Origin of the sequence: Candidatus Williamhamiltonella defendens (genome assembly GCF_900699045.1) — a bacterium.
In the GTDB taxonomy this organism is placed as follows: domain Bacteria; phylum Pseudomonadota; class Gammaproteobacteria; order Enterobacterales; family Enterobacteriaceae; genus Hamiltonella; species Hamiltonella defensa_A.
Map to the genome: position 1 here is coordinate 128703 of NZ_CAADHL010000003.1, position 22727 is coordinate 151429.

A 22727-nucleotide genomic window follows, 5' to 3' on the forward strand; every position below is an offset into this window, starting at 1 on the left:
AAATACAATGATGCAAAGGTGTTGTCTAAATATCTTCAGGATAATTTATTGCGGCTAGCGAGGGCTTCTTATAATACAAGCAAAGTCTACGCATTAATCTTTGAGCAAAAATTAATTTCAAACAAGATGCAAGTAAATAGCCTGAAATATTTATTTGAGTCAAGTATTCTAAAGTCTCAGTGGTAGAGTTTGTATACAAGGTAGATAAAACAAGATGGCCGGTATGTGCCGCTTTTAATGAAATTGCAGCAGTATCATTATCCATAATTTTACCAACCATAATGATATCCGGATCTTGACGCAGTTATGTGCGTAAAACAGAAAAAATCTAGACCGATTTTATGATGATTTTGAGTTTCATTGATTCCGTTACTAGGTATTTCAACGGGATCTTCGATGCTACAAATATTTTGTATGTTGATTTAAGTGTAATAAACTGCTGTATAAGGTCATTGTTTTTCCACTTCCTATTGCGCCTGTCACTAATATTAACCCTACAGGGAGAAATAGGGTTTTGATAAACTGCGCCAATGCCTGCTGAACGAGCCCAAATTCATTTAATGTCATTTTCTGCTCGGCCTGTAAAATACGCAATACTATTTTTCACCATATTTAGTAGGCGCGGTAACAATACGCATTGAGTAGCAGATATTATTTAATTTCAATGTAAATTTTCCATCTTGAGGCAATCTTTTTCCGCAATGTTGGATTGAGCCATAGCCATGACCTTCAAAAATTTATTTATTCAAGGTGTTAATTCAAACTCAGGTGAGTTAATCTCTGCAATACATCATTTGCTCGAATCTGAATACGATATAAGTGTTAGTATGGTTCAAAATAAATATCAGAAGCTCTTTTTTCAATAGTAGCAGTTAAAGTTTTGTGAATAAACTATATGACGGGTGTGTCATTTTTTTCATTAAAATTTGATATGTGAATTTCAAGATAATCGACTGAAGTGATTTTTTTCTAAGGACGTTGAATTTTCAGCTGGCCTTTTGAAATATCTTTAGAAGAAGAACGATGAAGTATTTTCTCAATTTTAGCTTTTAGCGATTGCTTTACATTGATTTTACATCTGCAATAAAAACGTAAATTCATTAATATTTCTTCACTCATGTGATAAATTTTCAGAAATTACAGCATTATAAGCATTTCCAAATCAATATTTAATACAATTGCATGATGTTGTTGGCATAAAAGATGCAATTCATTGCTGATAAATTCTCGTGTTTCGATTTCAGTTTCTTCTTGCTTTTGATCAATCAATTTTTATCTATTTTTGAGAAGAAATGAGTTGATCTTTCATTAATCATCTCCCACATTAGTAAATCAAAAAAGACTTTTACAGGATTATGAAATGCTTCAATCAGCACTGGTACGTACCCTATTCCAATTTAAGTGCCCGTTGCTATTTTTGTGTCAATCATCACTACAGTTAACCATGTTAAGGTTTTCTCTGCAACTAATGTAATCGCTCCCTTGACCACCGTGATACTCTTAATATAACGTAGCGTGTACTTTCTCCAGTAGGCACTACCTTGACTCCCCGTATTACATTTTGTTAAATCCCTTGTTCTAAAACAAAACGCTCTACTGCCATTTTATAGGGCACTGTGTCTTTTAGAGAAAAAGCATACCTATCCTAGTGAGGATAGCAATAAAAATCACTGTCACCATTAATTCAATCAAAGTAAAACCATATCGATAATTTCTTCTTAGATCCCTTTTAATTATAAATATTTGAAATCAATTTCAACCGCATACAATCAAATAAATTTCGGTTTTTTTGATTTTACGTATCATCAATAAAGAGGAAATGTAGAATGCACATTTTTATAATAGAAATAGCTATTAACGAGATCTGTGATAACTATTAAAAAAATTTTATACAAAGTGATAAAATTTATGTGAAAGAGATCGCATATACGCAGTAATTTAATTTTTTCTCGCATTCCAAAAGGTCTATAGATAACATAATTCAAAAAGACGGCATACTGATAAGAAATGATAAATACAGGCTGTTAATCTCATAATAGGTATATTAGTTAGTGCCTTAATTTTAATTCGTCTGCTTTGTGTATCAATTTAATATGAAAAAACTTCAAGATAATACCTTTCAAAATCTTATTTTTAGATTACAAAATTACTGGTCAGATCAAGGATGCACCCTTGTTCAACCTTTAGATATAGAAGTCGGCGCAGGAACCTCTCATCCCATAACCTTTCTGAGGGCGATTGGCCCGGAGCCCATCGCGGCAGCCTACGTCCAACCTTCACGGCGCCCGACTGATGGCCGTTATGGAGAAAATCCCAACCGACTTCAGCATTATTACCAGTTTCAGGTAATTATCAAACCTTCCCCTGACAATATGCAGGAACTTTATTTAAATTCTCTCCAAGAGCTGGAACTAGATTCTAGTGTGCACGATATCCGATTTGTTGAGGATAATTGGGAAAATCCGACATTAGGTGCTTGGGGATTAGGTTGGGAAGTCTGGCTTAATGGTATGGAAGTTACCCAATTTACCTATTTTCAACAGGTAGGCGGGCTCGAATGTAAACCTGTCACGGGAGAGATAACATATGGTCTAGAGCGTCTTGCGATGTATCTACAATGTGTAGACACTGTATATGATGTGCTTTGGTCAAACAGTCGATTTGGTCCAATATACTATTCAGATATCTACCATCAAAATGAAGTAGAACAATCGTTCTATAACTTTGAATATACAGATGTTGATTTTCTATTTTTCTGTTTTTCAAAGTATGAAAAAGAAGCCCAAACGTTATTGTCTCTAAAAAAACCGTTACCTTTACCAGCCTACGAACGGATTCTAAAAGCGAGCCACATTTTTAATCTACTTGATGCTCGTAAAGCCATTTCTGTGACTGAACGTCAACACTATATTTTACGGATTCGCACGCTCACTCATATGGTAGCCAAAGCTTATTATGCTTCTCGTGAGGTCTTAGGATTTCCTATGATCCGAATAAATAAAAAATAAAAAACGAAAGGAAGTAGACATTAATGACGCATCAAACTTTTTTAGTGGAAATAGGGACAGAAGAGTTGCCACCTAAATCTCTTCGTTCTTTGGTTGAATCGTTTGCCTTTTATTTAACTCAGGAGCTCAATAAAGCTCATTTAGATCATGGTGAAGTGACTTGGTTTGCCACACCCCGCCGTTTGGCAGTGAAAGTCGCTTGCTTAAGTACCATTCAAAAAGATCAAAAAATAGAAAAAAGGGGGCCATCTATAGCTCAGGCTTATGACGTTGACGGGAATCCGACGAAAGCGGCAATAGCTTGGGCACAATCTTGCGGCATCAGCCTGGATCAAGCACAGTCTTTGGTCACGGCAAAAGGCGAATGGCTACTCTATTCTTCAATGCTACCAGGAAAATCAGCCAATAGTCTTTTGGCAGAGACAGTCAAAATAGCACTAAGTCAATTACCTATTTCAAAATTAATGAGATGGGGTATGCATGAAGCTAAATTTGTCCGCCCTGTGCATACGGTCACTCTGTTATTAGGTGATGAATTAATTTCTGGGATTATTTTTGGGGTGACTTCTAATCGTAAGATACTAGGTCACCGATTTATGGGTGAGCCTTCATTTATTATCGAACATGCCGATCAATATCCTCAAATTTTGCTTGAAAAAGGCAAAGTTATGGCCGACTTCCTTCTAAGAAAAACGCAGATTAAAACAGATATTGAAAAAGCAGCTAAAAAGATAGGCGCCATCGCAAATATCAGTGATAATTTACTAGAAGAGGTCACGTCATTGGTTGAATGGCCTGTGGTATATACAGCTCAATTCGAAAAGAAATTTTTAGAGGTTCCCTCAGAAGCACTGGTTCACACCATGAAAAATGATCAGAAATATTTTCCGGTGTACAATAAAAGCGGGCAGTTAATGCCTTATTTTATCTTTGTCGCTAACATTCTCTCTCAGGATCCGCCACAGCTCATCGGTGGAAATGAAAAAGTCATTCGCCCTCGTTTGGCTGATGCACAATTTTTTTTTGAAACCGATCTTAAACAATCGTTAGAAGAACGTTTACCTTCTTTAAAAACGATTTTATTCCAGAAAGAACTGGGAACACTTTATGAAAAAGTTCAGCGTGTTCAAGCATTATCTGGCTGGATTGCCTCTCAAATAGGGGCGAATGTTGAATATTCAATCAAAGCAGGGTTATTATCAAAATCTGATCTGATGACAAACATGGTATGCGAATTCCCTGAAACACAAGGCATCATGGGGATGCATTATGCTCGTTATCATCACGAACCAGATGAAGTTGCACTCGCTATTTATGAACAATATCAGCCTCGTTTTTCCGGCGATAATTTACCTTCTACTTTGGTATCCTGCTCAGTGTCCATTGCGGATAAAATAGATACATTAACAGGTATATTTGGTATCAATAAATTGCCCAAGGGGGATAAAGATCCGTTTGGATTAAGGCGAGCAGCCTTAGGTATTTTGCGTATTATTGTTGAAAAAAATTTACCGTTGGATTTACTGACTTTAATCAGCGAGGCTGTACGTTTATATGGCAATAAATTGAAACATTCGAATCTGATTGATCAAATCATTGAATTCATGTTAGGACGTTTTCGCTCTTGGTATCAAGAAGCAGGACATGGAATTGACAGCATTCAAGCTGTACTAGCGCGCTACCCTACCAAACCCGCTGATTTTAATGCACGCATACAAGCTGTCACTTATTTCCGTACCATGAATGAAGCCAGGGCGCTATGTGATTCTAATAAACGCGTCTCTAATATTTTGTCTCAATCGATTGATATTCCAAAAAATTCTATCGAAACAGGGTTGTTGAAAGAACCTGCTGAAATAAAATTAGCTCAATATATTTTAGAATTAGAAAAAAAATTAGCCCCTTTTTTTATTGCAGGTCTTTATAAAGACGCTTTATTAGAACTTGTTGCTTTAAGAGAGCCTCTAGACATATTTTTTAAACAAGTGATGGTGATGGTGCCAGATCAAGATCTACGTTTAAACCGGTTAGCGTTGTTAAACAAACTTAGGACTCTGTTTTTACGAGTCGCGGATATTTCTTTTTTGCAGTGAGAAGTCTGATTTAGCTTTTTAAAATCACTGACAGAGATTGTCTTCTAGTATGGGTAGGGCAGGCGAAAAAATAGGGCCTCGGCAATATGTCTTTATTATTTACCTTTTTCTATTCCATTCCATCTCTCCCAACCAAAACGTGGGCGCTAATGTACTTCGCATTAATTCTCGCCTTCTTTTTATACCCAGTTTTTGATGTAGCTAAAACACCGATTTGAAGTACCTAACCTAAAGTAGTTCACTCAGCCTCTGAGGATTTAATTAATAATTTTTTTCAAAACCGGAGGTTTCCTCCATACATATCTCTTAATTTTTATTTCATGATCTTAAAAATTATTCAACAAAGAAGTTTTCCGTTCGAAGAAATTGATCTTAAGTACTTTAATAATCTAGTAGAGAAATCGAACAAAAGAGCTCAAATATCAAAAAGTGAAGATGACAGATTCAGAAGTTAAACCATGACAGACAGTGATGGTCGAACTTCAACTCATGTATAAAGTATGATGCTTAAAGTGATGATATAAAATTGCGATTAGCGGATATCACTAAATTTCAGATCAAATGTTTTTAATTATTCCCTGATAAGAGTGACAAAAATGAGAATTAATCTCGTATAGACATCTACATGTAATTATTACTCACATAATTTTTTAAGAAATATGATGCTTGCGTCAATTCCATCGGTCTTAGTTGATCAATTTTAAGCTCGTCTCGCTTTGATCACTCTCTTTAAGGAAGGCAAAGAACGAAAAATAAAACAGAGTTAAAAACTATGCGAGATCAGAAAATAGCATCAGACGTTTTGCTCTTATCTTTTTGATACAAACTAAATCCGTTTTTCAACAGAAACTATCGAAAATAAAAATTATATTTTAGATAAAGAAATTTACAATGAAGGGATAGAAGTCATAGGTCAAAATGCAGTCGAGAATAAAAGCGCTCTATCGGTGAGCACACGAAATCAAAAAAAACCCTGCGGTAACAATGAGTGACGGAGCCACGCTAATTTTGAAAGGCGCTCAAGATACACTCGTTACACTGACAACCAGTGAAAATACCTCCCCTGGTTCGGTTACCTCAAGTATAGGTGCAGAAATGGCATTTTGAAATCAAACTAGTTCTCGCAGGAGAGATGAAATTCAGCCAATACCTCAGTTTGAGGTAGATTAAGAACAACTCGTTCAAGCCTCTTACTTTCAAACGGAATGAAGGGAGATATTTCCGCCCAGAGTTCAATGATTGTCAACGTCGGTTTACGGGCCGACTATCAGAAAAGAATCAAAAATGTTTCAGTGAACCCTTGGTAGATGTGGACACCGAGCTAGAGTTCATTCAACATAACCGAGTGCTACTTAATAAGCAGGATTCTTTTGATAATGACTTTAGTGGCATCAGAGGGGTTATTATTTTGGTCTGTCCGCAAATATAAGCCAGACATGGAGTATCAGTGCGACACCTGGATATAAAAAGGGAATCATGTTGATTCCTCCTGGAATGCATTACTAGGGATGCATTTAAAATTTTAATCCTCGCAATGACAATATCCACAACGAACCTCAATGAATCATTATGAAGTCGTTTAGAGACAGATATAAGGATTTTATGGTGCATCGAGAGTAAATACCGTTAAGGCATCTGAGAGTTTTTTGACACCCAAGACTTCTATATTTGGTACTGATTTTTTAGGAAGATTATTATAAGGGACAATCGCTCGTTTGAACCCGTGTTTAGCCGCCTCAGCAATACGCTCCTGGCCATTTGGCACAGGTCGAATTTCACCCGCCAAACCGACTTCTCCAAAAATCACTAGATCCTGAGGTAAGGGATGATTTCGCAAGCTTGACACTAAAGACAACAATAATGCCAAATCAGCGCTGGTTTCCGTTATTTTTACACCCCCAACCACGTTCACAAAAACGTCTTGATCCGACATTTGTATCCCCCCATGACAATGCAATACAGCCAATAACATAGACAATCTATTATGCTCTAACCCTACAGTAACCCTTCTTGGATTCGGCATCATAGAACGATCTACTAAAGCTTGAATTTCTACCAGTAAAGGACGAGTGCCTTCTCTGACAACAACGACTGAACTTCCAGAGGTGATTTCATCGGTACGGCTCAAAAAAAGCGCCGATGGGTTGCTGACTTCACGTAAACCTTGCTCTGTCATAGCAAAAAAACCAAGTTCGTTAACTGCCCCAAAACGATTTTTATGATTACGTAAAATTCGAAAACGAGTGTCGGTATCCCCATCCAACATAATCGAGCAATCAATACAATGCTCTAACACTTTAGGGCCTGCCAGAGAGCCGTCTTTAGTGACATGTCCTACCATGATCACACAGACCCCTTGTGTTTTCGCAAAACGGGTTAAATAAGCGGCACTTTCACGGACTTGTGCCACGCTGCCTGGTGAGGACTGAATATCAGACATATGCATCACTTGAATCGAATCAATCACCATGAGCTTTGGTTTTTGTTGCTGGGCTAATAAACAAATTTGTTCAATACCGGTTTCAGAAAGAATATCAAGATGGTTCATTGGCAGACTAAGACGATGAGATCTCATAGCAACCTGCTGCAGTGATTCTTCGCCCGTGATGTACAGCGTCTTCATCTTTTCCGCCAGTTGAGATAAAGTTTGCAATAACAAAGTGCTTTTACCTGCCCCGGGGTTTCCTCCGATTAAAATGGCGCTCCCTGGAACCACGCCACCGCCTAATACTCGATCAAATTCGAGAAAACCGGTCGAGAAGCGAGGTAATTTTTGTAAGCTAATTTCAGATAATTTTTGAATGCGGTTTTGGCGCATCTCACCCGCATAGCCGACAATACAGTGGTCATGAGCAGCAGGGTGTAATAGACGTGTCTCTATGATCGTATTCCAAGAATGGCATTCACTGCATTGTCCTTTCCAACGAGGGTAATTGCCCCCGCATTCATGACATACAAACGCCCGTTTTATCCCTTTAGCCACTTTTTATCCTTTGATGATTTTGCGGTTTGGTTTATTTTTAACATTCCTATACGTTAAGATAAAAAAATCGAAATGTCAGATTAAATTCAAATTTTTACATGAAGCAAGAAGCCACTAGCGTTGAACTTTATTGCACCTACGACAATGTCTGAGATAAGTCAATTTTATATTTTTGATATTTCTTCTAAATCTTCCAGAACTCTTAGAATGGCTTCTAGCACTGTAAGATTTTGTAACATCTTACGTAAACCTATTAACAGACCTCCTAATAAAAGAGCGACTCCTACAATTAAAGCGAGTATGATTCTAACTGTATCTGTAAAAAAAATTAAAACAGCTGTACTCATTCTAGCCACTGATCCTGCAACTGTCAGGGTCAATGTCATTAATTCTAAAAGGTGACGCCTAAAAGTTTTTGAGGGATGAAAGTTCTGTATTGCATTGAGTTTACCAGAGGCTATTTTTATAACCTCCTGTATTGCTTATTTTCTCCCATTTTTCTTGTATCTCACGAGCGGTTATATTATCCGCTCTCTTATTGATTATCATTCCATAATGAGTAACGGAGTAATTTTATCAGGGCTCATTTATTTTGCATCAGATTGAATACAGAGTCTGCTTCTTAAAGAAGAAATAACATCTGTTTTACTCTTTACAATTGCTTTTATACTTTCTTTTAAATTTAACTCATCTATTTTATTTTTTATTTCTGAATTAAAACTGTTTTCAAATTTATTTATCGTATCATCTGAAATCTTAAATTTATTCATATCTTTCTTAAATTCTTTAAGAAGTTTTTTATTTTTACTTAATTTTATTGATACATCCTGAAGGTCAAAAAATTTTTTAGCGTTATTAAGTTTATTTTGATACTTATTCATTTTTTGTTCTAAAATTTTTTTATTTTTTTCTAAAAGTTCTTTAATTTTACTGTCTATCTTTTAACTTCTATTTTAACTATTATTTTACTTGTTTCTGTTAGAAAGTATTGCTTTAAATTCTCACGTAACGACAACTTGTCTACTTTTAAAGCTTCGCAAGTTTGTGTGATAATATTATAAAATTCTTCTGATGTGTTAAACGGATTCACCAACTCAGCTTTTCATCCCTCTATTTTACAAATATCATCTAATAATCTTTGCTGTATTTTTTCTCAATATGTAATTTCTTTCCAGCGCAATTTTAATAGATTCTATAATATATTTAAAATATTTGGATTATCTTTGATATATTTATTCAGTATATTCAAATATTGTTCGTTTTTTCGATTAACTTCAATTTTTTCATAATTAGTAAATGACTTAAGTACATCAGTTGAGCCAGAAAAATCAACTTTATCATTTATTTTATTTTGAAAAAATTTTATATTATTATATAAAAAGCCACTTTTTAGAAATCTTTTTATTGTTTTGACAATATCATCAAACTCTTCTTTTTTTAGGCTCTTTCTATGGAAGCCATTCAAATTTATTTTTATTGTTTGAGGATTGACTAAAATAACTTAATCTTTCTTTTAATTTTTAAGAAAGTTTTTTAGATATCTTTATTATTTAGGTAATAATTATTTATATATTCTAAAAATTTATCCGCTATTATTTTAAAAAATAATATTTTTAGTATCGAATTTCATATCATCATAGAATGGGTTTTTCTGATTATTAAGAGATTTAGCGTCATTAATAGAAGTAGGCAGATCAACATGCATTTTTTAAAATGCATGAGTTGCAAAATCATCACCGAATAGGTTTAGACTTGCGATACTACCGACTGGTTTTTTAGAATAGATTGACTGATTATTTGATTATTTTTTCAGCAACCAGATCCATACATTCATGATAATCATCATGAATTTTAGAGTCACGCACTGAATTCGTATTATTATTCACCGCGCTTCAAGGTAAAGTAAAGCGAAGTTTAGTGGGGGTCATTTGATAAATAATAAGCCTCGATAGTAAGAGTGCGCGCTAAATCTATTCCCATATTAACCTCTTTATTAATTTTTAAAATAATTTATTGAGACTGTAAATATTTTTACATTCTTTATATTGTAAATGATCACTGAAAAAAAATTCAGGGTTATAAATTGCAAAATCAGCAAAAAATAAAATATAATTTCACTTGATTCAAAAACGCCGGTCTCACAACAATTAGCTTATTGGATATATGCCCCTTTTTTGAATGTCTAAAATGTTGATTTATATAAATTTTTGAATTGTATATAAAAATCCTATTGAGCGTTGACACTGTTTCATTAGTTTCATACTATCTCCGCTTCCAAAATGACACATTTGGGGCTATAGCTCAGCTGGGAGAGCGCTTGCATGGCATGCAAGAGGTCGGCGGTTCGATCCCGCTTAGCTCCACCAATTATTTTGAATAATAAACTCGAAAAGACTGTCAGTTTAATAAAGTTTTATCAAACATTGCAGTTTGATGCTATTTAGCTCAAAAACACATAACTATACCATTTATTTGCAACCTTCATTAAAAAACTAGGAAATAGGAATTTTGATGAGCAAGTCTCTGATGCTATATCCCAATATAAACACACGCTCTATCCCTGGTTACATCATCATGACTATCATAGGGAGGTTATCGAAGAGGTTCGTAAAACCTCATATACAAATTTATGATATGTGGTGCTCTCACAGTGCCGCGTGTCTGAGTATTTATCACAATATTCTTGATATTTTAATCTGTAAAATCATCGCCGTCGAAGTATCACCAGCGATGATAAAATACCATCATGAAAATCTGATGGCACATTGCGATCAGATTCCAATAAAAAGCATCGATAATGCTATCTTAAATATCAAAATAGACCGTGTTTCTATGGTCATATTAAAATTTATTTTGCAATTTTTAGATCCAAACAATCGTCAAAATGTATTGAATCGCATCTATCAAGGCTTGAATTCGTAGAACATATTGGTTTTGTCCAAAAAATTCACTTTGAAAATCCTAATATTGCACCGCTTTTATTTGATATGCACCATGATTTCCAGCGAGCGAATAACTACTGCTTTAGAAATTAGTCAAAAATCACTACGTTAAAAAACGTGATGCAGATAGTTTCAGTAGAAACACATTAAAATCAGCTACGTCAAGCCAGATTTAAGCACATGGATCTTTGTTTTCAATCTTTTAATTTTAGATCTTGTTCGCATGAAAAAATTCCAGCTCTAATAATTCAAGAATGACTGAATTCAGCCATTTTTATCAATGGATTGTTAATAATCCTTTTGAAATCTGACTCAATACCTCTCCACCAACAGCCCGCTGAGCGGTTTTCTGTTTTAAAAAACCCTAAAGCAAAGGCTTGATTGAATACTGTTTAGGGTTTGCTCGAACTGCTTCCTTGTTATTTAAATCTATTAGATAGAATACAAGTTGACATTGCTAATCCAATTTCTGAAAGTTTATAACAGAGGATTGAAAATCGCTGAAAAGCCTTAATGCCGTGGCGCAAAGGGCCTTTTTCCATATATGGAATCCATATCGATAATGAGTGGCAATTTAATTGTAAATGGAAAAGAATATTGCCGCATCTCGATTCATTAGTGGGCAAAAAAGTGCTTGATGTAAGATGCGGCAATGGTTATTAATTGTGGCGTATGCTAGGCAAAAGCGCTCGTATGGCAATTAGGGTCGAACTCATGCCTTTATTTTTTTCAATTTATGGCGGTTAAAAACCTATTAGGTGAGGCATTAAAAGCACAGATTTTACCTTTGTATTGAAAAGATAGCCTCAGTGGAAACGTTCAATACCATTTTTTTGATGAGTGTCTTTTATCATCGTCGTTCTCTATTCAACCATCTTTATTAACTAAAAAATCAATTTCGCTCCTCTGATCAATTGGTATTAAAAATATTAGTGATTGATGGAAACGACCAGTAAGTTCTAATCCAAGTTAAAGAATCCGATAAGATGCGTAATGTTTATTACATTCTTTCTGTGTTTCTTTTAAAAGCATTTTAAAAAATGCGCCTTTATTTATGTGCGTCTGGTTTATGTGACGGACACTAGCACTAATAAACAACGCCACACATGTTGGATGACCAGTAAGTCTTTGTTCTATTTTCTTGATCCTGAAGATCATAGAAAAACTATAGAAGAGGATCTTACTCCTTTTAGAGCTATTTTAACTGTCTATAAACCTTGACAGAACCCATTTTTCAAAAACTACTCGAATTCTAAAAAAATCTGATAAGTGAAAAAGGAAAAATAAATTCTTCAATAAAGTCATTATTATTCTTTTTATTATGATCGCATTAAGTACCTCAATGAAATTTTTTTATCGTGTCTTAATATGTACCTGCATTTCAGGTGACGGGCTAATACCTATCGCTGTCATAATTAAACTGGTTTTACCTGCAAATAATGAGATGAATTAAACCGACACAGATTTAAGATATCTTCTAAGAATTGCTAGACAAAATTTTTCGAATGACATAATGTAAAATTCCACCGTTTTTGAAATAAAGAAGCTCATTATGGGTATCAATTCGGCACCGTGTTTTTATTTCCTTTTTTTGTGCGTTAGGAGAAGTCAGGATGAGAGAAATGTCTTGGCCCGGAATCAAATAAGATAATCCTTTAATATCAATCCGTTCATTGCCGGTTAAAGAAAGCGACAGGCGATCTATCCCTGATAAAAATTCTAAAGGTAAAATTCCCATACCAATGAGATTAGATCGATGAATACGTTCAAAAGATTCTGCAATAACTACTTTAATACCCAGTAATCGCGGCCCTTTTGCAGCCCAGTCACGACTAGAACCAGAGCCATATTCTTTACCTGCAATAATCACCAAAGGTACTTTTTCTTGCTTATACAGCATAGCAGCATCATAAATAGACATCTGATGTTGTGAAGGTATATGCCGAGTCATTCCGCCTTCAATACCTGGAACCATTTCATTACGAATACGAATATTTGCAAAAGTGCCCCTCATCATCACCTCATGATTGCCTCGCCTAGAGCCATAAGAATTAAAATCTTTGATATCGACGCCATGCGCCTGAAGATAGTGACCTGCTGAGCTATTTTGTTTAATATTACCGGCAGGGGAAATGTGATCTGTGGTAACAGAATCACCTAGTATGGCTAAGATTCTGGCTTTTTTTATGTCTGTTATCGGATCAGGTGTGATGCTCATTCCTTTAAAATAGGGAGGATGTCGAATATAAGTAGAGTGTTCTTGCCAAGCATAGGTAGTGGATTTCATCACTTCAATCGACTGCCAACTGGCATCTCCTTCAAATACATGAGCATACTCTTGACGAAACATAGTTGTAGTGACTTTTTGAACGGCCTCTGAAATTTCAGTGCTGCTTGGCCAAACATCTTTAAGATATACTGGGTTTCCGTATTTATCTTGACCCAAAGGATCATGATCCAGATCGATACTCATATTGCCCGCCAGCGCATACGCTATCACCAAAGGAGGAGAGGCTAACCAGTTTGCCTTGACCAATGGATGAATGCGCCCCTCAAAATTACGATTGCCGGATAAAACAGCTGCCACTGTCAATTGACCAGATTGAATCGCTTGTTCAACATGCGCTGACAAATCCCCTGAATTACCAATACAGGTTGTGCAACCATATCCAACCAAATTAAAACCGAGATAGTTTAAATATGGACTCAATCCTGCTGAATTTAAATATTCAGTCACCACTTTAGAACCCGGGGCTAAAGAGGTTTTGACCCAAGACTTCGTTTGAAGGCCTTTTTCATATGCCTTTTTAGCCAGCAATCCTGCGGCCATCATCACGCTGGGATTTGACGTATTTGTGCAAGAGGTAATAGCCGCAATAACCACGGCCCCATTTTGCACATTTTGTTGATTTAAAAGAATTTCAGAGGAGGGAACACGCTCAATTTGATGACAAAACTGAGAAAAAACATGAGGTAACTGACTGAGTTTAACGCGATCCTGTGGGCGTTTTGGCCCTGCCAAACTCGCTTCTACTGTAGACATATTAAGCTCAAGTTGACTGCTAAAAACAGGCTCATCATCAGGATATCGCCACATGCCTTGCGCCTTTGTATATGCTTCGACCAAAGCAATTTGTTCATCCCTGCGACCGGTCAGACGCAAATATTGAAGAGTGACTTCGTCTACTGGGAAAAAACTACAGGTCGCGCCATATTCTGGTGTCATATTAGCGATAGTCGCGCGATCCGGCAATGATAAGTGTACCAATCCATTACCATAAAATTCAACAAATTTATCAACCACACCATATTCACGAAGCATTTCTGTGACGGTGAGCACCACGTCTGTTGCTGTAATGCCCGATCTCATATGCCCTGTTAACTTTAAACCTACGACATCTGGAATCAACATTGAAATGGGTTGACCCAACATCACCGCTTCAGATTCAATACCACCCACACCCCATCCCAAAATTCCCAAACTATTGATCATGGTTGTGTGAGAATCGGTGCCAACAACGGTATCAGGATAAATCACCAGTCGAGAACCTTGTTGTTCAAACCATACTGTTTGACCCAAATATTCTAAATTCACCTGGTGACAAATACCGGTGCCTGGAGGCACCACCCGAAGGTTATGAAACGCCTGCTGCCCCCATCGTAAAAAAGAATAGCGCTCTTTATTTCTGGCCATTTCTAAAAAAACATTTTGCTTAAAAGCCTCTTCATGACCCGATTGATCGACCGTCACAGAGTGATCAATCACCAAATCTACTGGTGATAGAAGGTTGAGCTGTGAGACCTCTCCTCCCAATTCAGCGGCGGCATCGCGCATGGCGGCCAGATCGACTATCACCGGTACGCCTGTAAAGTCTTGCATCAATACGCGAGCAGGGAGGTAAGCAATTTCACGATCTACATGTCCCGTTTTTAACCAAGCGGCCATAGCATAAATATCGTCAGGTTGTACGCTATTCGTATCAAGATGCCGTAATAAATTTTCTAATAATATTTTTAGGGATTTTGGGAGACGGTCGATTGAGCCTATTAATGCTTCAAGCTTAGGTAAACTGTAATAATAATAACGACGATCAGCAACCACTAATTCGGCACCGCTTTTTTGTTGTAAATCGGACAAAGACATGAAACCCCCTCAATCTTGTAATATTTCTATTTGAATTTACATTAAAAATATCTTTCTACATATTATTGTCAATTTTTTTAAAAAATTAACCACTATTAAAATTAAGGTCAGATCGTCACCTGGATCGATGATCACTCTATCAATTTTAACTTTTTTACTCTCTTGTTTTAAGTCATCAAAAAGATGAGCTCATCATCAAAAACAGAAAATACGATGAAATATCAACACATCACCCAACACATCTTCTGGATATCTGTTTGACGCCTCTAATATACAGCGAAGTTTGTTTTTCAGTACTAGAAAGGTTTGATGGAAGTAGGAGGTATACTTTGAAAGCAGATAAGATAGTGATAAATGAGATTGGGTCGCATTAAGTAATGCTAGGAAACATCACAGTCGTAATCATTGAAACTGCTTAATTTATCAAATTATTATGAAGATTATAAGTCACTATGAAAGTTGCATTAATCTCGGAGTCTTTTTATCTGCTCGCAAGAGTTTTTATGCTAATAAAAATCCATTACATGAATTGAAATTCACTTCATTTATACTGAAGCTTCTCTTTTTACTATTAGGCAAAAAAAATTTTGATGAAAAAATCTATTTAAATTTAAGTGCAGTTATGCCAAAAGAATTTTTTCTGCTTTTTGACGAGCTTGGCGATCAATATCTAGTACTTCTTGCACATCCTTGGGCTCAGGCAAGCTGAGTTGGTCTAGGACTTTTTGATTAATCATCGCAATATCCGTAAAACGAATTTTTGTGTTTAAAAAGGCCTCTACTGCCACTTCGTTGGCAGCATTTAATATCGTGGTTTCTGATTGACCGCTCTTGCAGGCATGTATTGCCAATTGTAGACAAGGATAGCGAGCGGGATCAGGTTTTGAAAAAGTCAATTCATTCATACTATAAAAATCTAAAGGGGGAGTACCCGAGTTGATCCGTTCTGGATAGGCCATGGCATGAGCAATCGGTGTTCGCATATCAGGGGCTCCTAATTGCGCCAGTATACTGCCATCTTTATAACAAACCATAGAATGAATCACAGATTGAGGATGTAGTAAAATTTCAATTTGTTGATCAGAGGCATTAAATAGCCAACGGGCCTCAATATATTCAAGACCTTTATTCATCATAGTAGCCGAATCTACTGATATTTTTTTCCCCATAGACCAATTTGGATGAGCACATGCTTTTTCGGGTGTAATGCGAGAAAATTCTTCTAAGGGAATATCACGTAATGAGCCACCGGAGCCAGTTAAAATGATGTTTGAAACTCCATTTTCCGATAAAGATAGATTACCTAATTCGCGTTGTATTTTTTGGGGTAAGCTTTGAAAAATAGCATTATGTTCGCTATCAATAGGTAACAGTTGTGCGCCATACTTTTTTACAGCATTCATAAAAATACGACCACAAGTAATGAGAGATTCCTTATTAGCCAAAAGCACTTTTTTACCAGCACAAATGGCAGCAAGGGTCGGTGGTAAGCCAGCTACACCCACTATGGCAGCCATCACTTGATCTACCTCTGTTAACATGGCTAATTCACAAGCCGCCTTAGAACCAGAAAATACTTCTGTTTTTATATTTTTTTTTGCTAATAACAAACGAAGCTCCTCTGCCAATTTTGCGTTGGACATAGAAGCATAACGAGGATGAAATTCTTCGCATTGTTTTGCCATTAATTGAACATTGGAGCTGGCAACCAAGGCGGTGACAGAAAATAAATGAGGGTTGGTTCGTACTACGGCTAAAGTGCTGCAGCCAATAGAACCAGTAGAACCAAGAATCGCCAGCTGCTTCATAGGTGCCTTAAGGGGAAATCCTCCCTAAGTATTTTTCCGGTTTGCTTTATAAATAATGGAGAAACTTGATATCAAATCTGTTGCAGAGAAGTAAAGAATTTTTTATTAAAATGTCATTACTTCTTTTTCTTTTTTTGTTAAAAATTCATCAATTTTCTTAATATATCGATCTGTTAGCCTTTGGACACTATCATGAATTTGACGCTCTTCATCCTCGCTGATTTCTTTCTTTTTTAACATCTCTTTGCTTTTTTTGTTAACAGAAGCCCGTATGTTACGAACGGCAACACGGACTGCTTCTGCTTCTGAACGTATCACTTTAATCAATTCTTTTCGGCGCTCTTCAGTGATCGGTGGTAAAGGCACTCTGATCAGGTTTGCAGCTGACGAAGGATTAAGGCCCAAAGGAGAATTTTGAATGGCTTTTTCGATATAAGGGGTTAAATTACGATCAAAGACAGTTACTGCTAAATGGCTTGCATCTTCGGCCACTATGTTGGCTAACTGACGCAGCGGAGTCGAAGCTCCATAGTAGTCTACTTGAATGCTATCAAGAATACTGGGAGAAGCTCTTCCAGTTCGTATCTTTTTAATTTGACTTTTAAAAGATTCTGTGCATTTTTCCATGCGACTTTGAGTGTCTGTTTCTATTTTACTGATCATCTGTAAACCTTTAATCATTCATAATGAAACGAGCTAGTAAGGTAATGTTGAATTATTTCATTCTTTTCTGATGTATAAGAGTACCTTCCTGTTCTCCTATCACAACACGTTTCAAAGCTCCAAGTTTATTCATATTAAATATTTTAATAGGAAGTTGATAATCACGAGCTAAGGTAAAAGCAGCCAGATCCATTATCTTTAACTCACTGTCTAATACATCTTGATAAGTGAGTTCTGTATAAAATTTAGCATGAGGATTTTTCATCGGATCTTCTGAGTAAACTCCATCGACTTTTGTAGCTTTTAAAACAACTTCAGCTTCAATTTCTATGCCACGTAAACAAGCTGCAGAGTCAGTCGTAAAAAAGGGGTTACCAGTACCAGAGGTAAAAATAACAACTCTTTTACGATTTAACAATGTGATGGCATCTGTCCAACTATAGCTATCACAAACACCATTAAGAGGTATAGCAGACATTAAACCTGTATTAACACCAGCACGATTTAAGGCATCCCGCATGGCTAAACCATTCATGACAGTTGCCAACATACCCATATGATCACCGACTACTCGATTCATGCCAGCTTTGGCTAACCCTGCACCTCGAAATAAGTTCCCTCCTCCAATCACCAAAGCAACCTGCATGTTGAGCTCAACTAATTCTTTGATTTCTTTTGCTATACGATCCAAAATAGTAGCGTCGATACCAAGACCTTCCGTTCCTTGAAGTGCTTCACCGCTCAGTTTGAGTAATATTCTTTGATATATTGGTTTTGCCGCCATGAAATCAGATTTCCCTTTTACTTATCGCAGCAACTTCATCAGCAAAGTTTGTAGTCGCTTTTTCAATCCCATCACCCACTTCAAATCGAATAAAATTGAGCACAGTCGCCCCATGCTCTGCCAGCAAGTCGCCCACGGTTTTAATTGGCTCCATCACAAAATTTTGGCCTGTTAAAGAAATTTCATTCGTAAATTTTTTCATGCGACCGGATACCATTTTTTCAGCGATTTCACGAGGTTTTCCAGACTGCATTGCAATTTCTAATTGAACGTGATGCTCACGATTCACGACCTCGCTTGGGACATCCTCAGGATGAACATACTCTGGTTTGCTCGCTGCGATATGCATCGCAATATTTTTAAGGCATTTCTGATCAGCCCCAATAGCTGAAACAAGCACACCAATACGTACACCATGCAGATAACTGCCTAATGCTTCCGCTTCTTCAAGCATTGCAATGCGACGGATATTGATATTTTCGCCTATTTTCGCTACCAAAGCAGTCCGTTGTTCTTCAAATTTGGCTTTTAAGAGCTCAGAAGATGTAATTTTTTCTTTCAGCGCAATACTGATAATTTCTTCACCAAAAGCTTTGAAACTGGCATCTTTGGCAACAAAATCAGTTTCACAATTCAATTCAAGAATCGCCCCTAATTTTTGCTCTGAAGAAATTTTCAGTAAAATGACACCTTCAGAGGCCACGCGGCCTGATTTTTTTGCGGCCTTTGCTTGACCAGATTTGCGCATGTTATCAATGGCCAGTTCGACATCACCCTGCGTTTCAACTAAGGCTTTTTTACATTCCATCATCCCTGCGCCAGTGCGTTCGCGCAGTTCTTTTACAAGAGTGGCACTAATATGAGCCATGTTTTATTCCTCAATGATTTTCTAAATATTCTTGTTTTGCATTATTTCATTTCTATTAAACTTTCTTCTTTTTGCATAACAGAATTTTCTGAACGACCTTCAAAAATCGCAGCAGAAACAGCATTGAGATAAAGTTTTATCGAACGGATAGCATCGTCATTTCCAGGAATAATAAAATCGATACCATCTGGATCTGCATTGGTATCTACTATAGAAAATACAGGAATACCTAAATTGTTGGCTTCTTTAACAGCAATATGTTCGTGATTAGCATCAATAACAAATAAAGCGTCAGGTAAGCCTCCCATATTTTTAATCCCCCCCAAACTATTCTCCAATTTATTGAGTTCACGGGTGCGCATTAAAGCTTCTTTTTTAGTCAATTTTTCAAATGTACCATCTTGTGACTGTGTCTCTAAATCTTTTAAACGTTTGATAGACTGGCGCACTGTTTTCCAATTCGTTAACATTCCACCTAGCCAACGATGATGAACGAAAAATTGCGCACAATTACCTGCAGCTTCTTTTATTACCTCACTTGCAGCCCGCTTTGTACCTACAAATAAAATTTTTCCTTTACGGGAAGAAATTTTCTTTAATTCACTCAATGCGTTATTCAACATCGTGACAGTAAATTCAAGATTAATAATATGAATATCGTTACGAGAACCAAAAATAAAAGGCTTCATTTTTGGATTCCAGTAACGGGTTTTGTGACCAAAGTGCACACCGGCTTCGAGCATCTCACGCATAGAAATAGCTACCATAATTAACGCCTCTTTAGTATTGTTGGGGTTATGTTATACTTCCACCAGTCCCGTAATACCGACTCAAAATATCTGGGCACCACGGATTATTTGTCAACCAACGTGTGTGTTTAATACAGAGTAAGTTCAGTTGTATCCATAGGTAAACATAGTATTCCATACCGCTTTAAATATCCTCTCCTTGGCGGCCGATGCTTTATGAACTCACGGATAAAAACTCCGTTTTATATCACACTCACAAATTTTGTGCCAGACACCAAGTTGATTAACCACGGCTATCTCATTAAAATTTCTGCATTAAACACGAGTTGTTCCCTGCTATAAAAGAATGTAAATGCTATGGAAAAAGTTAAGGGTGTGATGAGATAGCTAGGCATATAATCTACGAAAGATATGTATAGGGCATTTATAGTGAATGAACTTGCAAGGCATTATATATAATGGCTTATGAGTCAAGAGGGCGTCCCAATGGGGTTATATTTCATTCGACTTAAGGGTACCAGACACTAACTGTAAGGTCCTTATTTTGATGGTAGATTTTATCATTAAAAAACAAGGAATCCCTACATCTAAGGAGCTCTTTTACTATATTTTGAGAGTAAAACCTATGCCAAATCTTGTCTGTCTGTGGTTATAATCAATCAGTGATTCCCCATATCCGCCAAAGAGCTGAGTATATAAAGCTAAGTTTGATGAAATATTATGGCTCCAGCCAATACTGACTCCGCCGTATCCAGTATTCCAATTATACCGAGTTTCTACGCTAATCTCATTTGCTGCTAACTTGTAGCTTGTTTTTAAACCATAATAACCCATATATTTACTGATATCTGGATTGTCTTCAATTTTTCCGACGCGTAGCCAAGGCATAAAATCTATTTGCCATTTTTTATTTTGTGCCATAAGTTTCAAAAATACTCGATTCCAGTTTCGGGATGTCTCCTGAGAACGTCCGTTAGATTGATGATTTATGCCTATTTGGATATCTCGAAATACCCATCCTGCTAATTTATAATGGGTGGCCCATCCTAGAAACAACTGTGGTTCATAGTTAGTTTCTCTAAATGGAGAAGATTCTTTTATATTCAGCATTTGCCACCAAGAACGCTGTGTATAAGAAGCCCCTAACAAGGAGTGATCACCGATAATACCCCTCCATATAGGAAATCCAACACTAAATTGGAATAATAATTCATTTTTTTTAGCTTTTTCAGCCCACGAGTATTTACTTATCGCTTTTTTGTTAATGTGGTTTGTGACGGTATAAATAACAAAATTTTTTTCATAAGAGTACAAATGAAAGATATTACCTTCATCATGCAGTAAATTTGCAACAATACTCTTCTTTTTAACTTCCTTATCGCTCATTTCAGCACTTGTCAGTTCCTGTGCATCACAAACTGAAAAAGCACCTGTCACGAAGTAGATAATTAAATAATCTATTGGTTTAAAAATAGATTTTGGATAATAGCTCACTTGATAGCCCCTACCATGTAAAATTTTTATCCGCTTTAAAAACTAGAATATTTGTAGTCGGAATGCGAGCCGCACCTGTTTGTGAGTTACATCCTGCTTTGCTGCTGTTGGAGTAACCTGAAAGTTTCTAAAAACAAAAATTGTTCGTTATTTACTTAGATTTCTTTCTAACCTCTATTAATACAATTTATAGTTATAAACTTTAGCAATGAAATTGAACCAGAGTCTAAAGCATTTAGTCTATTTCGATATTTATCTGGAATCATTTTGAAAAATTTCAAAATTCCAATGATATTTAGATTATGGCGTTGTTAACAAAGTCATTTAAAGACTTTAAGATAAACGATAGTGAAGAAAGAAAAGAAGGCGCCATTCAATTTATAGAAGGGTAAAGCGAGTCTTGTGTGTTGATCAAAAAACGGTTTCAATTATCTGCGCAAAGTTAATCTATAATATTTTTCCTAAGTTAGATGAAGTCATTCTATCGTCTACATTCCTTCCAATAAAACGCATGGTGAGTATTTCTCCTAATTGAATCTAAGATGGACAGACCGGTGCATGTTTATTGCATGATTTTAAATAAATCATGAAGAACGATTACATAAAGAGGAATAGATTGAATGTAGCGTCACTATGAAATAAGAGTCTGAAACTCTTATCCTATATTTTGATACGCATAATGAATGTAAAATCATTTGAAGTAGCGGTAGCAAAATTGATGAAAGAATATGACTACAGTCATCAGGTCTGACTAAAGAAAGAGAGGTTGCCATGATTCGTTTTTTACCCATTTATCACAAGATATGCATTAAAAATGGGTTCAAACTTTTTACAAAAATTGTCCATAAATCAGTAAAGTGATGTAATATGGTTCATAAGTATCTCGCTCTTCCATCATGAATTTTTGAATGATTTTAATTGTATTGAAAATGAGCGCCCATGGCACTCATTGGTAAAAACTGTTGTAAATAGTTGAAGATGTGAGATCAAATTTGAACTTTCGTATTAAGGATGGCAGGGATGGGGGGATTCGAACTCCCAACTCCCGGTTTTGGAGACCGGTGCTCTACCAATTGAACTACACCCCTAAAATATCTTTTCGGTAAGTATATCCTCAACAGAAGGGCTTGCATCTAAACATTTTAGATGCTTATATAAGGAGCCTGGCGGTGTCCTAGTCTCACATGGGGA

At 36.3% G+C, this 22727-nt stretch carries 20 protein-coding genes, 2 tRNA genes and 1 pseudogene; 8 read left to right on the forward strand and 15 right to left on the reverse strand.

Annotated elements, in window-relative coordinates; genetic code table 11:
* Positions 1-25 precede the first annotated feature (25 nt).
* From CICURV3402_RS07205 to CICURV3402_RS07215, 3 genes are all read right to left on the reverse strand, one after another.
* Positions 26-280: an ATPase, T2SS/T4P/T4SS family gene (locus CICURV3402_RS07205; protein WP_268904305.1), complete on the reverse strand. Its 255-nt coding sequence runs from the start codon at positions 278-280 to the stop codon at positions 26-28.
* Positions 281-399: 119 nt separating this feature from the next.
* Positions 400-567 (reverse strand): ATPase, T2SS/T4P/T4SS family, encoded by a 168-nt coding sequence (locus CICURV3402_RS07210; RefSeq protein ID WP_268904306.1) that lies wholly within the window; start codon positions 565-567, stop codon positions 400-402.
* A gap of 1056 nt (positions 568-1623) precedes the next feature.
* A complete protein-coding gene (locus CICURV3402_RS07215) occupies positions 1624-1743 on the reverse strand; it encodes a prepilin-type N-terminal cleavage/methylation domain-containing protein (RefSeq protein WP_320410069.1) in 120 nt (39 codons plus the stop codon).
* A gap of 350 nt (positions 1744-2093) precedes the next feature.
* Between CICURV3402_RS07215 and glyQ the strand changes: the two genes are divergently transcribed.
* From glyQ to CICURV3402_RS07220, 3 genes are all read left to right on the forward strand, one after another.
* Entirely contained in the window at positions 2094-3008 is a 915-nt protein-coding gene (gene glyQ, locus CICURV3402_RS05025; RefSeq protein ID WP_158380105.1) for a glycine--tRNA ligase subunit alpha, read from the forward strand.
* Positions 3009-3031: 23 nt separating this feature from the next.
* Positions 3032-5101 carry a glycine--tRNA ligase subunit beta gene (glyS, locus tag CICURV3402_RS05030; protein WP_158380106.1) on the forward strand — a complete coding sequence of 690 codons (2070 nt, stop codon included), beginning with the start codon at positions 3032-3034 and terminating at the stop codon, positions 5099-5101.
* 984 nt (positions 5102-6085) lie between these two features.
* The gene (locus tag CICURV3402_RS07220; protein WP_268904307.1) at positions 6086-6208 is read left to right on the forward strand and encodes a hypothetical protein; all 123 of its coding nucleotides are present in this window, start codon (positions 6086-6088) and stop codon (positions 6206-6208) included.
* Between the two features lie 493 nt (positions 6209-6701).
* On the opposite strand, the gene radA is transcribed toward CICURV3402_RS07220, so the two are convergent.
* The 4 genes from radA to CICURV3402_RS05050 form a co-directional block, all read right to left on the reverse strand.
* Positions 6702-8084 (reverse strand): DNA repair protein RadA, encoded by a 1383-nt coding sequence (radA, locus tag CICURV3402_RS05035; RefSeq protein ID WP_158380107.1) that lies wholly within the window; start codon positions 8082-8084, stop codon positions 6702-6704.
* A 164-nt stretch (positions 8085-8248) separates the two neighbouring features.
* Positions 8249-8431 carry a hypothetical protein gene (locus tag CICURV3402_RS05040; protein ID WP_158380108.1) on the reverse strand — a complete coding sequence of 61 codons (183 nt, stop codon included), beginning with the start codon at positions 8429-8431 and terminating at the stop codon, positions 8249-8251.
* A 240-nt stretch (positions 8432-8671) separates the two neighbouring features.
* Entirely contained in the window at positions 8672-8965 is a 294-nt protein-coding gene (locus CICURV3402_RS05045; RefSeq protein WP_158380109.1) for a hypothetical protein, read from the reverse strand.
* A gap of 311 nt (positions 8966-9276) precedes the next feature.
* Entirely contained in the window at positions 9277-9549 is a 273-nt protein-coding gene (locus CICURV3402_RS05050; protein WP_158380110.1) for a hypothetical protein, read from the reverse strand.
* 825 nt (positions 9550-10374) lie between these two features.
* Here CICURV3402_RS05050 and CICURV3402_RS05055 point away from each other — a divergent pair.
* From CICURV3402_RS05055 to CICURV3402_RS06815, 5 genes and pseudogenes are all read left to right on the forward strand, one after another.
* Positions 10375-10450: transfer RNA gene (locus CICURV3402_RS05055), tRNA-Ala, on the forward strand.
* A gap of 117 nt (positions 10451-10567) precedes the next feature.
* Positions 10568-11284 (forward strand): annotated as a pseudogene (gene cmoA / locus CICURV3402_RS07685) (carboxy-S-adenosyl-L-methionine synthase CmoA).
* Positions 11285-11539: 255 nt separating this feature from the next.
* Positions 11540-11689 (forward strand): DUF1698 domain-containing protein, encoded by a 150-nt coding sequence (locus tag CICURV3402_RS07225; RefSeq protein WP_268904308.1) that lies wholly within the window; start codon positions 11540-11542, stop codon positions 11687-11689.
* Between the two features lie 146 nt (positions 11690-11835).
* Positions 11836-11910 (forward strand): hypothetical protein, encoded by a 75-nt coding sequence (locus tag CICURV3402_RS07230; RefSeq protein WP_268904311.1) that lies wholly within the window; start codon positions 11836-11838, stop codon positions 11908-11910.
* Between the two features lie 187 nt (positions 11911-12097).
* A complete protein-coding gene (locus CICURV3402_RS06815) occupies positions 12098-12247 on the forward strand; it encodes a DUF1698 domain-containing protein (RefSeq protein ID WP_235667672.1) in 150 nt (49 codons plus the stop codon).
* A gap of 256 nt (positions 12248-12503) precedes the next feature.
* Here CICURV3402_RS06815 and acnA read toward each other — a convergent pair whose 3' ends face one another.
* From acnA to CICURV3402_RS05105, 8 genes are all read right to left on the reverse strand, one after another.
* Entirely contained in the window at positions 12504-15170 is a 2667-nt protein-coding gene (acnA, locus tag CICURV3402_RS05070) for an aconitate hydratase AcnA (RefSeq protein WP_158380111.1), read from the reverse strand.
* Between the two features lie 620 nt (positions 15171-15790).
* The gene (ispC, locus tag CICURV3402_RS05075; protein ID WP_158380112.1) at positions 15791-16978 is read right to left on the reverse strand and encodes a 1-deoxy-D-xylulose-5-phosphate reductoisomerase; all 1188 of its coding nucleotides are present in this window, start codon (positions 16976-16978) and stop codon (positions 15791-15793) included.
* Between the two features lie 105 nt (positions 16979-17083).
* Positions 17084-17641 (reverse strand): ribosome recycling factor, encoded by a 558-nt coding sequence (frr, locus tag CICURV3402_RS05080; RefSeq protein WP_158380125.1) that lies wholly within the window; start codon positions 17639-17641, stop codon positions 17084-17086.
* Between the two features lie 52 nt (positions 17642-17693).
* Complete coding sequence (pyrH, locus tag CICURV3402_RS05085; protein ID WP_158380113.1) at positions 17694-18425, reverse strand: UMP kinase; 732 nt, start codon at positions 18423-18425, stop codon at positions 17694-17696.
* A gap of 4 nt (positions 18426-18429) precedes the next feature.
* Positions 18430-19293 carry a translation elongation factor Ts gene (tsf, locus tag CICURV3402_RS05090; protein ID WP_158380114.1) on the reverse strand — a complete coding sequence of 288 codons (864 nt, stop codon included), beginning with the start codon at positions 19291-19293 and terminating at the stop codon, positions 18430-18432.
* A 41-nt stretch (positions 19294-19334) separates the two neighbouring features.
* Positions 19335-20060 (reverse strand): 30S ribosomal protein S2, encoded by a 726-nt coding sequence (gene rpsB, locus CICURV3402_RS05095; RefSeq protein ID WP_158380115.1) that lies wholly within the window; start codon positions 20058-20060, stop codon positions 19335-19337.
* Between the two features lie 585 nt (positions 20061-20645).
* Complete coding sequence (pldA, locus tag CICURV3402_RS05100; RefSeq protein ID WP_158380126.1) at positions 20646-21503, reverse strand: phospholipase A; 858 nt, start codon at positions 21501-21503, stop codon at positions 20646-20648.
* A gap of 1045 nt (positions 21504-22548) precedes the next feature.
* Positions 22549-22624 (reverse strand) — tRNA-Trp (locus tag CICURV3402_RS05105).
* Positions 22625-22727 lie beyond the last annotated feature (103 nt).